The sequence below is a fragment of the Izhakiella australiensis genome, assembly GCF_002006995.1.
In the GTDB taxonomy this organism is placed as follows: Bacteria; Pseudomonadota; Gammaproteobacteria; order Enterobacterales; family Enterobacteriaceae; genus Izhakiella; species Izhakiella australiensis.
On sequence record NZ_MRUL01000001.1, the window covers coordinates 557,330 to 571,732 of the forward strand.

General features: G+C 56.2%; 12 protein-coding genes. 7 read left to right on the top strand and 5 right to left on the bottom strand.

Annotated features, from left to right (window positions below):
* Nucleotides 1–13 precede the first annotated feature (13 nt).
* The 4 genes from BTJ39_RS02480 to BTJ39_RS02500 all read left to right on the top strand — a co-directional run bounded on the left by BTJ39_RS02480 (nucleotide 14) and on the right by BTJ39_RS02500 (nucleotide 4,476).
* The gene (locus tag BTJ39_RS02480; RefSeq protein WP_078001069.1) at nucleotides 14–901 is read left to right on the top strand and encodes an ABC transporter permease; all 888 of its coding nucleotides are present in this window, start codon (nucleotides 14–16) and stop codon (nucleotides 899–901) included.
* The gene (locus BTJ39_RS02485; protein WP_078001070.1) at nucleotides 898–1,725 is read left to right on the top strand and encodes an ABC transporter permease; all 828 of its coding nucleotides are present in this window, start codon (nucleotides 898–900) and stop codon (nucleotides 1,723–1,725) included. Before BTJ39_RS02480 ends, BTJ39_RS02485 begins: the two co-directional genes overlap by 4 nt.
* A complete protein-coding gene (locus BTJ39_RS02490) occupies nucleotides 1,722–2,438 on the top strand; it encodes a glutamine amidotransferase-related protein (RefSeq protein ID WP_078001071.1) in 717 nt (238 codons plus the stop codon). The genes BTJ39_RS02485 and BTJ39_RS02490 overlap by 4 nt, the downstream gene beginning before the upstream one ends.
* 1,165 nt (nucleotides 2,439–3,603) lie before the next feature.
* Nucleotides 3,604–4,476, top strand: coding sequence for a MurR/RpiR family transcriptional regulator (locus tag BTJ39_RS02500; RefSeq protein WP_078001073.1), 873 nt, complete (start codon nucleotides 3,604–3,606; stop codon nucleotides 4,474–4,476).
* Here BTJ39_RS02500 and BTJ39_RS02505 read toward each other — a convergent pair whose 3' ends face one another.
* The 5 genes from BTJ39_RS02505 to allS all read right to left on the bottom strand — a co-directional run bounded on the left by BTJ39_RS02505 (nucleotide 4,477) and on the right by allS (nucleotide 10,921).
* Nucleotides 4,477–5,961, bottom strand: a complete 1,485-nt coding sequence (locus BTJ39_RS02505) for a gluconokinase (protein ID WP_078001074.1) — start codon at nucleotides 5,959–5,961, stop codon at nucleotides 4,477–4,479.
* A 4-nt stretch (nucleotides 5,962–5,965) separates the two neighbouring features.
* Complete coding sequence (locus BTJ39_RS02510; RefSeq protein WP_078001075.1) at nucleotides 5,966–7,279, bottom strand: MFS transporter; 1,314 nt, start codon at nucleotides 7,277–7,279, stop codon at nucleotides 5,966–5,968.
* Between the two features lie 81 nt (nucleotides 7,280–7,360).
* Nucleotides 7,361–7,903 carry a 6-phospho-3-hexuloisomerase gene (hxlB, locus tag BTJ39_RS02515; RefSeq protein WP_078001076.1) on the bottom strand — a complete coding sequence of 181 codons (543 nt, stop codon included), beginning with the start codon at nucleotides 7,901–7,903 and terminating at the stop codon, nucleotides 7,361–7,363.
* Nucleotide 7,904: 1 nt separating this feature from the next.
* The gene (locus BTJ39_RS02520; protein WP_078001077.1) at nucleotides 7,905–8,810 is read right to left on the bottom strand and encodes an NADP-dependent phosphogluconate dehydrogenase; all 906 of its coding nucleotides are present in this window, start codon (nucleotides 8,808–8,810) and stop codon (nucleotides 7,905–7,907) included.
* A 1,145-nt stretch (nucleotides 8,811–9,955) separates the two neighbouring features.
* Complete coding sequence (allS, locus tag BTJ39_RS02530) at nucleotides 9,956–10,921, bottom strand: HTH-type transcriptional activator AllS (RefSeq protein ID WP_078001079.1); 966 nt, start codon at nucleotides 10,919–10,921, stop codon at nucleotides 9,956–9,958.
* Between the two features lie 214 nt (nucleotides 10,922–11,135).
* Here allS and allA point away from each other — a divergent pair, with 214 nt between their 5' ends.
* The 3 genes from allA (at nucleotide 11,136) to gcl (ending at nucleotide 14,396) form a co-directional block, all read left to right on the top strand.
* Entirely contained in the window at nucleotides 11,136–11,618 is a 483-nt protein-coding gene (gene allA / locus BTJ39_RS02535) for an ureidoglycolate lyase (protein ID WP_078001249.1), read from the top strand.
* A gap of 91 nt (nucleotides 11,619–11,709) precedes the next feature.
* Complete coding sequence (gene allR, locus BTJ39_RS02540; protein ID WP_078001080.1) at nucleotides 11,710–12,528, top strand: HTH-type transcriptional repressor AllR; 819 nt, start codon at nucleotides 11,710–11,712, stop codon at nucleotides 12,526–12,528.
* Nucleotides 12,529–12,614: 86 nt separating this feature from the next.
* The gene (gcl, locus tag BTJ39_RS02545; RefSeq protein ID WP_078001081.1) at nucleotides 12,615–14,396 is read left to right on the top strand and encodes a glyoxylate carboligase; all 1,782 of its coding nucleotides are present in this window, start codon (nucleotides 12,615–12,617) and stop codon (nucleotides 14,394–14,396) included.
* Nucleotides 14,397–14,403: the final 7 nt, after the last annotated feature.

The window sequence follows — 14,403 nt, forward strand, 5'->3', positions numbered from 1 at the left end:
ACAGGGGTCAGCTATGCTGAAAACTTCCTCCATTAAAGCCGGCGCGGTTATCGATCGACACCGCTCCGCCAGTACCTGGCTACGTTATCCCTGGCTGGTCACGCCGGCGGCCCTGTTTTATTTGATTTTTTTCGGCGTCCCGCTGGCGCAAATGGTGTTACAGAGCTTCCAGTCCGACGGCTGGACGCTGGAAAGCTATATCACTTTTTTTAGCGAGCCGGCCTACTGGCGCATGCTGGGTTACACCTTTTTTCTTGGCGCCGTCTCGATGCTGATCGTGCTGCTGGTGGCTTATCCGGTCGCCTGGTGGCTGACCACCCTGAGTCAGCGCTACGTGGTGGGCCTGATGGCGCTGGTGCTTATTCCGTTCTGGAGCAGCGGCCTGGTGCGAACCTACGCCTGGATCGTTATTCTCGGGCGGGAAGGCATCGTCAATAAGATGCTGATGGGCTGGGGCTGGATCGATCATCCTCTGCCTTTTCTCGGCACCACCTGGGCGGTGGTTATTGGCCTGCTTTACTACCTGCTGCCCTATATGATCCTGTCGCTGTATAGCGTGATGAACCATATCGATCGTAATCTGCTGCTGGCGGCGCGCAATCTTGGCGCTTCACCCGCTTCTGCCTTCTGGCACGTGTTTGTTCCACTGACTAAACCGGGGATTTTCTCCGGCTGTTTTTTGGTGTTCATGTTGGCGATCGGCATGTATATCACCCCGGCCTTGCTGGGCGGGCCGCAGCAAAGCACGCTGCCGTTGATGATTGCGCTGCAAATCAACGAAGCGCTGGACTGGTCGCTGGCGGCGTCGATGTCGGTTATTTTGCTGCTGCTGGTATTAGTTATGCAGATGCTGGCTGGGCGCTACGTTAATCTTGATTCGATGTGGGGAGGCTCCAGATGATTCAGCACCAATCAGGGCGCGGTGGGCGCCTGCTGCTGGGCAGTTTCTCTTTGCTGGTTCTGACGTTTTTGATGTTGCCGATTATTATTATCGTTGCGGTGTCGTTCAGTCCTGGAGAAATCATCGCCTTTCCGCCCGGCGGTCTGTCGTTACGCTGGTATCACAATTATTTCAGCAGTCCAACCTGGATGACCGCAACGCGGGTCAGCGTAGTGGTGGCGTTTCTTACCGCCATTAGCTCGGTGATTCTCGGTTCGATGGCCTCCGTTGCGTTGGTGCGCAATAAGTTTCCGGGGAAAAACCTGATCCGCGCGCTGATGATGGGGCCGCTGATCGTGCCGAAAATTATTACCGCCGTCGGCCTGTATTTCCTTTATATGCATTTCCGTATGCTCGGTACGATGTTGGGGTTGGTTATCGCCCATACGCTGATTGCCGTTCCCTACGTGATAATGATTATGACGTCGGCGCTGTATGGTTTTGATCGCCGACTGGAGTGGGCGGCGCGCAGCCTGGGCGCCGCGCCGCTGAAGGTTATCTGGCACGTTCACTGGCCGGTGCTGCGTCCGGCGATTATCAGTGCCACCCTGTTTTCATTTATCGCCTCGTTCGATGATATTATTCTTAGCCTGTTCCTCTCGCAGCTGACTGAGCCCACTTTGCCACGACAAATCTGGGTTAACGTTCAGCAGTTTATCGATCCAACGATAGCGGCGGTTTCTACCCTGATGACGCTGGTTTCAGTGCTGGGGTTGTGGATGGTGTCGCTGGCGAAAGGCTGGGCGCAGAAGCAGCAAAATCTGACGAATGGAGAAGGTAAATGAAGCTTGGTCTGTTGCAGTGCGATGATGTTGTCCCTGAGTTACAGGAAAAGCATGGCAACTATCCGCAGCTCTTCCGTCAGGCCTTTAATCGCGAGGATCCACAGGTCTTGTTTAGCGTCTTTCGCTGCCATGATGGCGAACTGCCGCCTGAGTCGGCAGCGATGGATGGTTGGGTAATTAGCGGATCGCGCTATAGCGTATACCAGCCGCTACCGTGGATCGGTGGCCTTGAGGATTTTATCCGCCGCTGCTGGCAGCAGCGCCAGCCGATGGTAGGCATCTGCTTTGGTCATCAGCTGATCGCTCAGGCGCTGGGAGGGGAGGTAGGTAAGCATCCGCAGGGCTGGGGCGTTGGCGCGGCCTTTAATCAGATCAGCGAATCCCGCAGCTGGATGCAGCCCGCCGGCGAGGCGCTCGATATTCTGGTCAGCCATCAGGATCAGGTCGTTCGTCCGCCCTCGCAGGCCGCGGCGCTGGCCGCCAGCGCTTTCTGCCGCTATTTTATGCTGGACTATCAGGGGGTAATGCTGGGCATTCAGGGGCACCCTGAATTTACCCGCGAGTATCTGCTTGATTTGATCGACTACCGGCGCGCTATTCTACCACCAGCGCGCGTGCGCGAAGCCCATTGCAGCCTGAGCGCGCCGCTGGACGATCGTCAGCTTATTCGCTGGATCCTGACTTTTTTGCGTCAGGCGTGTGCAAAACCCTGATCTGAGCGCGGTCGCAGAAGGCCCGCTTTTCCAACGCCGTTATCGATTAAAAGCGGATGCCGTTTCCCACAAACCTGTATCAACAGGCTTTTCTGCGCCGAGCGAATGAAGCCCGCCAGGGTGAGCCGCAGGGATGCGGCGAAAGTAAGCGCTGCGTCGGGCACGCATCGCGAACTGCAGACCCTCATTGCTGCATGCCCGGCCCCCCGGTCGCAGAAGGCCCGGCTGCTTTCCGCACCGGCACAAGCACGTCCGTGTGGCCTGGCGCACGGCCATCCCTGGCCGCGAGCCTGCTGAAATCAGCCGACCCTTCTCCTCCCCCGTAAACTTCCTCATCGCTTTAAGTAAAAAGATAAAACCCGGTCTGCGCCGGGCTGGATGCCAGCAACCTGGTTTTGGCTTTTTAATAAAAAACGGATGCCGTTTCCCACAAATCTGTACCAACAGGCTTTTCTGCGCCGAGCGAATGAAGCCCGCCAGGGTGAGCCGCAGGGATGCGGCGAAAGTAAGCGCTGCGTCGGGAACGCATCGCGAACGGCCCGTACGGCGGGCTATATGCGTGAGGGTAGGGCGCAGCCACGCAGAAACTGCCCGAAGTCCGGGGTCAAGGGGCCATGACGTTTGATGGCCCCTTGCCGGTCGCCCGCAGCGGCGGGCAGCGATGGCACTGGCCGAACAGGCGAACGGAATACTCCACCGCAGGTGAAAAAAAAGTCCGGGGAGGCCATGACGTATGATGGCCTCGTACTACTCATCCGCAGCGGCGGGCAGCAATGGCACTGGCCGCCCAGGCGAACGGAACAACCCACCGAAGGTGAGCAAAACATCCACCGCAGGTTAAGCAGCCTGCCAGGCGAACGGAATACTCTACTGAAGGTTAAATAAGTCGGGCAGGCAGGGAGGGATTTAAGATCCGGGGTTAAGGGGCTATGACGTTTGATGGCCTGTTGCCGGTCGCCTGCCGCTAAAATTCTGCTGCTGCCCTGAGTGCGGCGACAGCACTAAATGAAAACTGTGATGCAGCTGCGTATTTTGTTTTAGCCAGCGCTAACCGGGGCCAGCGGGAATATGCGATTATCGCGTTATGCCGTTAACTGCCGGAAAGGCTCAGGTTGACGCTGATTTTATGCAAAATTAACGCGTTGCTATTACAGGGCTAATAAAAATGAACACCGCCAGCACCCCGCTTGAAAACGTTCGCCTGAAGCTGGAGTCCACCCGTAGCTTGCTGACGCCAACCGAGCAGCGGCTGGCGGATTTTATTTTGCGGAATGCTGAAACCGTTATTCATCAGACGATTCAGGAGCTGGCGCGCGCTGCTGAGGTGAGCGTGGCAACCGTTACGCGCTTTTCACAAAACGTAGGTTACAGCGGCTACACCCAGTTTCGTATTCTGCTGGCAAAAGATTTGACCCTGCTGCCGGCGCTGCGCGGCAACAGCGAATTGCAGATCAACGACGAGGTCAGCACCATCAGCGATAAGCTGACTTTCGCTACCTGCGCCTCGCTACAGGATACGCTGAAAATGGTCAATACTTCGGCGCTGGTTAACGCCGCCCATCTGATCAATGATGCCCGACGTATTGATATTTACGGCGTCGGCGCCAGCGCCACCGTGGCCAGCGACCTGCGCCATAAGCTGCTGAAACTTGGACGTTCGGTGGCCGTGTATGCCGACTCCGACCTGATGATCATTTCTTCTTCATCACTGAAGTCCGACGATCTGGCGATCGGCATTAGCCACACCGGGCGCACAGAGCCGGTGGTAGCCGCGATGCAGAATGCCGCAGAGACTGGCTCAAAGCTGCTGGCAATCTCGCACGATCCGCTGTCGCCGCTGGCGAAGGCGGCGCATATTACGCTGAATTATTCGGCGCGCACCACGTCATTCTCCAGCGATTCAATGACCGGCCGCTTTGCGCAGCTGCTGATCGTTGACTTGCTGTACACCATTATCGGCTTTTCTCACTTTGAACAGTCGGCCTCGCGTATGCAGCAGGTCGACAGCCAGGCCACCCGCCGACGGCTAAATCGCTGACTAGCTCAGCTCTTCCAGCCGTCGGGTGAGGACGTTAACAACGGCGTCATCGTAAGCGACCTGCCTGGCCTGCGCGGCCTGATAGATTTTGCCGGCCGCGGCGTCCGGGACCACCGTCGCTTGTAGCGGGTGCTCAAGCGGCGAGATATCGTCGTACTTTTCCAGCACCAGCAGGGCGGCACCGCGCAGCGAACCCTCGTCAATATCTGACAAATACAGCGTCTCGCCGAGACAGTCTGCAACGATCTGCGCCCAGATGCCGGACTTAATAAAGCCGCCACCGGTAGCGATTAAACGGCGTTTCCCCGGCCAGGCGGCGTCGAGGCGCTGCTTAAGGGTGGCGAAGCGCAGTCCGACGCTTTCCAGCGTGGCGCGATAAATTGCAACCGGCGTGGTGGCGGCGGTAATGCCAAGAATGGCGCCGCTGCGCCCTTCTGACCAGTCGGGGCTGCGGGCGCCAAGGAAGTAGGGCAGGATAGTCAGCCCGTGGGCGTCCGGCGCCAGCGCGGTGACCTGCGCATCCAATTCTGCGGCGGGCATTGCCGCCAGCATCTGGCGCGCCCAGGCGACGGAGTTTCCCCCCTCCGACATCGCCATACCGCCGGCAAAGCGGTGCTTATCGATGCGATAGCACCATTGACCTTTATCGGCGATCTCCATGCGATCCGCCGTCCAGACGCGACGCAGCGAGCCGCTGGTGCTAAGCATCAGCACCAGGCTGTTCTCATCCAGCGCGCCGGCGCCAATATTAGAGCAAGCACCGTCACCCCACGCGGGATACCAAGGAATATTGGCCAGCTGCGGCCAGCGCGTTGCCCAATTATCCAGCAGTCCCTGGCTGGGCTGGTCGGAGATTTCCGGCAGCGTTTGCGGTTTTATCCGCGCCAGCGATAGCGCCAGTTTTGACCAGACCATGGCGTTGCTATCGAGCATGCCGCTGCCGGATGCCATCGACAGCGAGGTGGAAAGCTTGCCGAACAGGCGCAAAAACAGCAAGTCGGCAAAGGAGACCCAGCGATGGGCGGTGTCGAAGGCCTGCGGCTCATGCTTCGCCAGCCATCTCAGACGCGCCGGCCAGAAGCTGGAGTGCACCGGACAGCCGGTAATGGCGTGTAGATCCGCCGCCATACCGGAAAATTTCAGCGCGGCGGCCTCATGGGAGGCGCGGCTGTCGGCCCAGATAAGCAGCGGCAGCAGGGGGCTGCCTTGCTCATCGATAGCCGTCAGGCTGTGCCAGAAGGTGCTGATGCCGACGGCCGTAACCTGCTGACCGACTGGCAGCGCGCTATGCACCTCATCCAGCGCGGCGTACAGCGCGCTGAGCAGCGCTTCGACGTCGAGCGTCGCTTTGCCGCTGACATCGGTATCCAGCTGATATTCGCGGCGGCAACACGGGCCTGACGGCTGCCCGTATTGATCAAATAAACCGACGCGCAGTGATGACGACCCGACATCAATGGCAAGCACTGCTAAGGGCTGATGCATGTGATTACCCTATTTTTTTCGGCGCGCGGAAGGCTGCCAGCATCAGCGCGCCAACCACGAATGAGCCGCACAGAAACAGCAGACCTGCCCGCTGCGTCCCGCTGGCGTTAACCAGCGCGCCAACCAGTAGCGGACCGAAAAAACCGCCGAGGTTACCTACCGAGTTGATTGCCGCCAGGCCAACGGCGGCCGACAGTCCGGTAAGGAAAGAGGTTGGAATCGTCCACCAGACGCCAATGTAACCGTAGGCGGCGATGGCAATCAGACACAGCCAGAGCATCGACAGCCAGGTATTGGTGGTCAACGCCAGCAGCAGCATGCCGACTGCGCCAATTAAAATCACCGTCACCACGTGCCATTTACGCTCCATGGTTTTATCTGAATGCCAGCCGTTAATTAACATCGCCACCGCACCGACCAGGGTTGGGATCACCACCAAAAAGCCGATCGCAGTATTGGAAAAGTGATCTTTAAATCCTTTGATAATAGTCGGCATCCAGAAGGTGATGCCATAGATAGCCATAACGATAAACACGTAGGTAACGGCAAGGTAAAGCACATGGCGATTCGCCAGAATTTTCCACCAGCGCATTTCCGGCGCCGGGCTGTTACGGGTCTCTTCTTCCAGCTCGGCCACAACCCAGGCTTTTTCACTGGCACTCAGCCATTTGACCTCTTTGGGGGAATCGCTCAGTACGAACAGCGTGACGAAACCGAGAATAATTGCCGGTACCCCTTCGATTAAGATCATCCAGCGCCATCCGGCGAGGTTAAAGGCCCCAATGCTGTCCATAATCCAGCCGCTGAGCGGCGCGCCGAGGCAGGTGCACAGGATCTGCGCAAGGAAGAAGGTCGCCATTGCCGCCGCGCGGTGCTTACGCGGGAACCAAAACGTCAGATAAAACGCGATGCCGGGGAAAAATCCCGCTTCAGCGGCGCCCAGTAAAAAGCGCAGTATATACAGATGATTCACATGCGTAACAAAGGCAGTGCAAACGGCAACAATTCCCCAGGTTACCAGAATACGCGCAATCCATTTGCGCGCGCCGAACTTATGCAGGGCAATATTGCTCGGAACTTCAAAGAAGAAATAGCCAATAAAGAAAATACTGGCGACCATTCCGAACTGTGCCGGATTAATACCCAGCTCAGCGTTCATTTGCAGCGCGGCGTAGCTAATATTAGTGCGGTCAAGATAAGCAATGGCGTAAAGCAGCAGAAGGTAAGGAATTAACCGCCAGCGAATTTTTTTTATAGTAGAGATTTCCAGCGATGACGCAGGGAGGTTCTCATGACCTTTTAAGTTTTCCTGGTTCATATTGTTCTCTTATTTTTCTGATCAGGTTCCGTGCCTGAGCTATAAATAACTCAGGCATGCAGGGTGAGTAAGAATTATGCGTTATTGTAAGTTAGCGTGGCGGTTATCCAGGTCGGAATCGCTCATTCCACGCAGGCGTTGGATCCTCCAGGCAATGGCATCGCCGGTAATTAACAGTGACTGCTCGAATAACGAACCGGCATGCTGGTCGGTGGCGACCTGCTTTCTGGCCGGTAAATACAGCGTCAGATCGGCGGCAATATCCGCTGCCGGCCCTGAACTGATTAAGGTGATTTGAGCTGAGGCTTTGCGCGCGGCGGCGATATGCATCAGGGTCGTCTGGGTTTTGGCGGAAGAGGAAACGGCGATCAGTAGATCGTTGTTGCCGATCGCCGGCGTATTGCTTTCACCGGCAACGTAAACCGTCAGGCCGATGTGCATCAGCCGCACCGCAATGGCTTTTATCATCAATCCGGAGCGCCCCTGGCCGCTGAAAAACACGCGCGGCGCCTGGTTTATCGCCTCGGCCAGAGCATCCAGCTGCGCCGGGTCGACGCTGGCGGCCATCTGCGCCAGCTCTGCGCTGACCTGCTTCAGGCGTTGATCAATATTATGCACCGACATATTACTTCTCCCCGCTGGTTTTTACCGCATGGCCGCCAATGGTGCCGCGCAGGGCCGCGATGCTTTTCATGGTTGGCGAGTCGTCCTGCTGGGAACGGAAGCGCGCCTGTAGCGCGGCGCTGATGGTCGGCGTTGGTACCCGCAGGCGAATCGCCTCCTCAACGGTCCATCTGCCCATGCCTGAGTCAGCGGCAAAGCCTTTAATGCCTTTCAGCTCCACGTCCGGGTTGACCGCTTCCAGCAGCTTTTCCAGCAGGTGCGATCGGATAGAGCAGCCGTTCTGCCAGGCCTGCATCGCTGCCAGTACGTCGACTTCAATATCAGAAGCCAGCAGCAGCTCATAGCCTTCGCCGTAGGCCTGCATCAGGGCATATTCGACGCCGTTATGCACCGCTTTAGCAAAGTGGCCCGCGCCCTGATTGCCGACGCGGGCAAAGGCGCCCGGTGCGGCCAGGGCAGTAAAAAGCGGCGTCAGTCTGGCAAACAGCGCCTCGCTGGCGCCGACCAGCAGCCCGCAGCCTTCACGGGCGCCCTGGGTGCCGCCGCTGACGCCAGCGTCGACCAGCACGATACCGCGTTCGCGCAGGGCGTTGCCTCTTCTTAGGGTGTCACGAAAGTCAGAATTGCCGCCGTCAACGATAATATCCCCGGCGTTCAGATGTTCCTGTAGCGCGTTAATGGCCGTTTCCGTCGCTTCTCCCGGCGGCGTCATCAGCCAGACGGCCTTGGGCGATGCGAGTTTTTTGACGCACTCTTGCAGGCTGGCGGACACGGCAATACCAGCCTGGCCAGCCGCTTCCTGGGCCTGGGCATTCGCATCCCAGGCAATGACCTGGTGCCCGGCGTTTTGCAGGCGTTGCGCCATTGCGCCACCCATTTTACCTAAACCAACGAAACCGACTTCCATCACTATTTCCTCTGGCTATAACAATGGATTCAGACTAGCGTTAAATAAAATCAAGTAAAGAAGTAAATTAATTTCAGTCAATGGCTTGTTTCTGAAAATTAATTTCATTGAGTATGGAGTGGGTGCGTTTTTTAATTTAATTAATTATTTTATGGCTGGATTGTTTTTTATTTTTAAGCTGATCGATTTTATATAGTTATTATTTTTATGGCATTGTCAGGCTGAGTTTATTTTCTGCTTAAAAGCTAAGGTGAGGTTGCTGGTGTTTAACCCGGCGCAGGGTTGTGGGAAACGGCATCCGTTTTTAATCGATAACGGCGTTGGGGCTGGTTTGCTGATGTTCACCTCAGGTGGGCTGTTCCGTTCGCCTGCCAGTCAGGTGGCTTATTTGCCCGCCGCTGCGGGCGAGCGGCAAGGGGCCATCAAACGTCATGGCCCCTTGACCCCGGACTTCCGGCGGTTTCTGCGTGGCTGCGCCATTCCCTTGCTACTTCAGCCCGCCGTACGGGCCGTTCGCGATGCGTTCCCGACGCAGCGCTCACTTTCGCCGCCTCCCTGCGGCTCACCCTGGCGGGCTTTATTCGCTCGGCGCAGAAAAGCCTGATAACGCAGGTTTGTGAGAAATGGCATTCGTTTTTAATCGATAACACCGTGGGCATAGATTTGCTGAAGTCGGCATCCGTTTTAATCAATGAAGGCGTTGGGTGCGGGTTTTTGACGACAGTGATTATCTTCTGCTTAAAAGCTACGGTGAGGTTGCTGGTGTTTAACCCGGCGCAGACCTGCTTTTATCTTTTTACTTAAAGCGATGAAGAAGCTTACGGGGGAGGAGAAGGCCCGGCTGATTTCAGCAGGCTCGCGGCCAGAAATGGCCGCGCGTCAGGCCACACGGATGTGCTTGTGCCGGTGCGGAAAGCAGCCGGGCCTTCTGCGACCTGGGTGCCGGACTTGCAGCAATGAAGATCTGCCGTTTGCGCGATATCACCACACGGACGTGCTTGTGCCGGTGCGAAAAGCAGTCGGGCCTTCTGTGACCGGGTGCCGGACTTGCAGCAATGAGGGTCTGTTGTTTGCGCGACATCATAACACGGACGCACTCTCGTCGGTGCAGAAAGCCGGCGGGCCTTCTGCAATAGCCACCGCTTTTAAACGGTGTCGCTGACGCCGTGGCGGCAACCGACCTCTCTGTATTCTGCTGTGCTAAACGGCGCCAGAAATCCGGCGATTTCCGCACATGAATTTTGAAATAGCGACACGATATCCTGTACGGCGCTGCCGCTCTGGTCCTTGCGCCAGGCGAGGCTCAAAGGCGAAGGTGGGCGCATGGCGGGGATGGCGCGGCTGAGCAACGCGCCCTGAGCAATAAGCGGCTGGCACAAAGGAGCCGGTAAGAAACCGACGCCAACGCCAGCGAGGTGGGCGGCAATTTTGGTTTCCATATCCGGTACCAGAATCTCTTTTTGCCCCGACAGCCGCCAGGCTACCCGTTTGGTGAGCCTTCTGGCGCTATCTTCAATATTAATTGCCGGATACTGACGCAAATGGCCTTCAGTCAGCGGGCCGGCATGCTGACGCAATGGATGGTCTGCCGCCATCACAAACAGCCATTTCACTTCTCCCAGCGGCGCGATGGCAATGGTCTCGGCCAGTGATTCAGAGCCGGTTACGCCGATCGCCAGGGAAAAATCATCATGCAGCATCGTATCCCATACCCCCATATAAATCTGGCGTGAAAAGTTGAATTGGGTAAACGGATAGCGCTGCGTCAGCCAGGCAAGCAGCCGTGAAACGGCCGTAGGGCTATAAACCAGGTTATTAATTACGATATTCACCTGGCGTTCCACGCCGTCATTAATCTGACGCAGTTCGGCAGGCATGCCGTCAATCCAGCTCAGCCATTCGCGCGCCTGTTCAAGTAAGTGCATCCCTGCCGGCGTCAGGGAGACGCTACGGGTGGTGCGTTGCAATAACGCCACGCCAGTATTTTCCTCCAGCAGCTTAATACGGTAGCTGATGGTGGCGGTGGTTTTACAAAGCTTATCGGCCGCTCTGGAAAAGCTGCCGGTCTCAGCAACACCGATGAAGGTGCGTAGAATTTCAGGATCGAGCATGCAGGGCTACTCCTATTACGTAAGATGTTCTTATAGGTTTTATGGCTTTTTTTTCATAATACGGTTTGTAAAACTGTGGGTCTAATCTTGTTTTTGGAAAAATATTCCAACTTTACCTTGCCGATGTTTTTCGATGCTTCTAGATTTAGCCTTCATGCGCTTCGTAAGGCTCATGGGGCTAGCTGATAAGGGTTTTGATGGCATGAAGAATACGATGAAACTTAAAGTGTTACCGCTCACGCGAGAGGCTTTCAGCCCCTATGGCGATGTCATTGAAACCGCCGGGAATGATTATTTTCATATCAACGATGGCGCCGTGGAGCGCTATCACGATCTGGCGAAGGTCGACATTCTGAAACAGGACCGGGCGCTGATCAGCATTAACCGGGCGCAGCCAGCGACCCTGCCGATCGTTATCTCCCTGCTGGAGCGTCATCCGCTTGGTAGTCAGGCATTTATTCCGCTGAATGGTGAGCCTTTTGTGGTGATCGTCGCCTGCGGTGATAGCGAGCCGGACCCGGACACGCTGCGCGCTTTTATCTCTAACGGCCAGCAGGGGATAAATTATCGCCGCAATGTCTGGCATCACCCGCTGTTTGCCTGGCAGAAACAAACTGACTTTCTTACCGTCGATCGCGCCGGACAGGATAACTGTGAGGTGATGTCGATTCCGGGCTGTGAACTGTCCTTTGCGTAATGTAGCAGGTGACGCTAAAGGTTATCTTGCATAAGATGTGAGCATTTACATAAGACTTATGCTCAGATTTTGAGCCGGAGATAATCAGGGTATGGCAGAAGTTAGACGACGAGGCCGGCCGGGAAGAACGGAGCCGGTGGAGGTAAAAGGGGCACAGGCGCTGGAACGAGGCATTGCCATTCTGCAATACCTTGAAAAAAGCGGCGGCAGCTCATCGGTCAGCGATATTTCGCTGAGCCTGGCGCTACCGGTGTCCACCACGTTTCGCTTGCTAAAGGCGCTGGAGAATGCCGACTTTGTGAATCAGGACAGCCAGTTAGGCTGGTGGCATATTGGCCTGGGGGCGTTTAACATCGGCTCTGCCTATATCCATAACCGCGACGTGTTATCGGTCGCCGGGCCTTTTATGCGTCGGCTGATGCAGATGTCCGGCGAAACGGTCAACGTGGCGATCCGTAACCGCAATGAAGCGGTGCTCATTGGTCAGCAGGAATGTAAATCAATGGTCAGGATGTGTGCTCCGCTGGGGAGCCGCTTGCCGTTGCATGCGTCCGGTGCGGGTAAGTCGTTGCTCTATCCGCTGCCTGACGATGAGCTGGTAGAGGTTATCGTCAACACCGGGCTTCAGCGCTTTACGGCGACCACCGTTGTCGATTTGCCCGCGTTGCAAAAAGATCTGAAAGACGCCAGATCGCGGGGCTACAGCATTGATCATGAAGAGCATATAACCGGGCTGAACTGCATTGCATCTGCAATCTATGACGATGTCGGCTCGGTGGTCGCGGCTATTTCTATTTCAGGTCCGGCCTCAAGGTTGACGCCGGACAGGTTTACCAGTCAGGGGGAGCTGTTGCATAACACGGCTCAGGACATCAGTACCGCCTTAGGCCTGAGAAAACCGGCGCTTTAGGCAACCCGCCCGCTCGCAGGAGCGGGAATTTTTTAGACTTTTCTGAAGTTGGAAAAATTTTTCAATAAAGTAAGGTGGAAGTCAAAATGGCAAAAATGAGAGCCGTGGATGCGGCAGCATATATTTTGGAAAAAGAAGGCGTTACCACGGCATTTGGCGTGCCTGGCGCGGCAATCAACCCGTTTTATTCCGCGATCCGTCAGCACGGTGGCATCCGTCACGTTCTGGCTCGTCATGTTGAAGGCGCTTCGCATATGGCAGAAGGCTATACGCGCACCGCAGCAGGTAACATCGGCGTTTGTATCGGCACCTCCGGTCCGGCAGGAACCGATATGATAACCGGGCTCTATTCAGCCTCCGCCGACTCAATTCCTATCTTATGCATTACCGGGCAGGCACCGCGTGCGCGCCTGTATAAAGAGGATTTTCAGGCGGTTGATATCGAGTCTATCGCTAAGCCGGTCACCAAAATGGCGGTTACCGTGCGTGAACCGGCATTGGTGCCTGGCGTACTGCAGCAGGCGTTCCACGTGATGCGCTCTGGCCGTCCGGGACCGGTTCTGATCGACCTGCCATTTGACGTTCAGGTGGCGGAAATTGAATTTGATCCTGAGCTTTATGAGCCGCTGCCAGCCTTTAAACCGGCGGCCACGCAGGCGCAGGTTGAGAAAGCGCTGAGCATGCTTATTCAAGCCGAGCGGCCGGTGATCGTCGCCGGTGGCGGCATTATTAATGCTGATGCTTCCGCACTGCTGCAAAAGTTCGCCGAAATCACCCAGGTGCCGGTTATTCCCACCCTGATGGGATGGGGCTGTATTCCTGACGATCATGAGCTGATGGCCGGCATGGTTGGCCTGCAAACCGCTCATCGCTACGGTAATGCGACCCTGCTGGCGTCGGACCTGGTGTTTGGTATTGGTAACCGCTTTGCTAACCGCCATACCGGTTCGGTGGAGAAATACACCGAGGGGCGCAAGATCATACATATCGATATCGAAGCAACGCAGATAGGGCGGGTGATCAGCCCGGATCTGGGGATTGTGTCTGATGCTAAAGCGGCGTTAACGCTGCTGGTGGAAACCGCGCAGCGTATGCAGTCTGAAGGGCGTCTGCCGCACCGCGAAGCCTGGCTGACCGCCTGCCAGCAGCGCAAACGGACCCTGTTGCGTAAAACCCACTTCGATAACCAGCCGGTTAAGCCGCAGCGGGTTTATGAAGAGATGAACAAAGTATTTGGTCGTGACGTTTGCTATGTCTCAACCATCGGCCTGTCGCAAATTGCCGCCGCGCAGATGCTGCATATATTTAAAGATCGCCACTGGATTAACTGTGGTCAGGCTGGCCCGCTGGGCTGGACGATTCCTGCCGCTCTCGGCGTCTGCACCGCCGATCCGGAGCGTAAAGTGGTTGCCATATCCGGCGACTACGATTTCCAGTTCATGATTGAAGAGCTGGCGGTGGGCGCGCAGTTTAATATCCCTTACGTTCACGTACTGGTGAATAACGCTTATCTTGGGCTAATCCGCCAGTCGCAGCGCGCCTTTGAAATGGATTACTGCGTCCAGCTGGCGTTTGAAAATATCAACAGCAGCGACGTCAATGGTTACGGTGTCGATCACGTTAAGGTGATTGAAGGTCTGGGCTGTAAAGCTATCCGCGTGTTTAAGCCGCAGGATATTGCGCCAGCCCTTGAACAGGCTCAGGCGTGGATAAAGCAGTATCGCGTCCCGGTGGTGGTGGAAATTATCCTCGAAAGGGTAACGAATATTTCTATGGGAACCGAGCTGGATAACGTCACGGAGTTTGAAGAGACCACGGAAAACGCGCTGGACGCGCCGACCGAAACCTGTTTCATGAAATACCAATAAGCGAGGT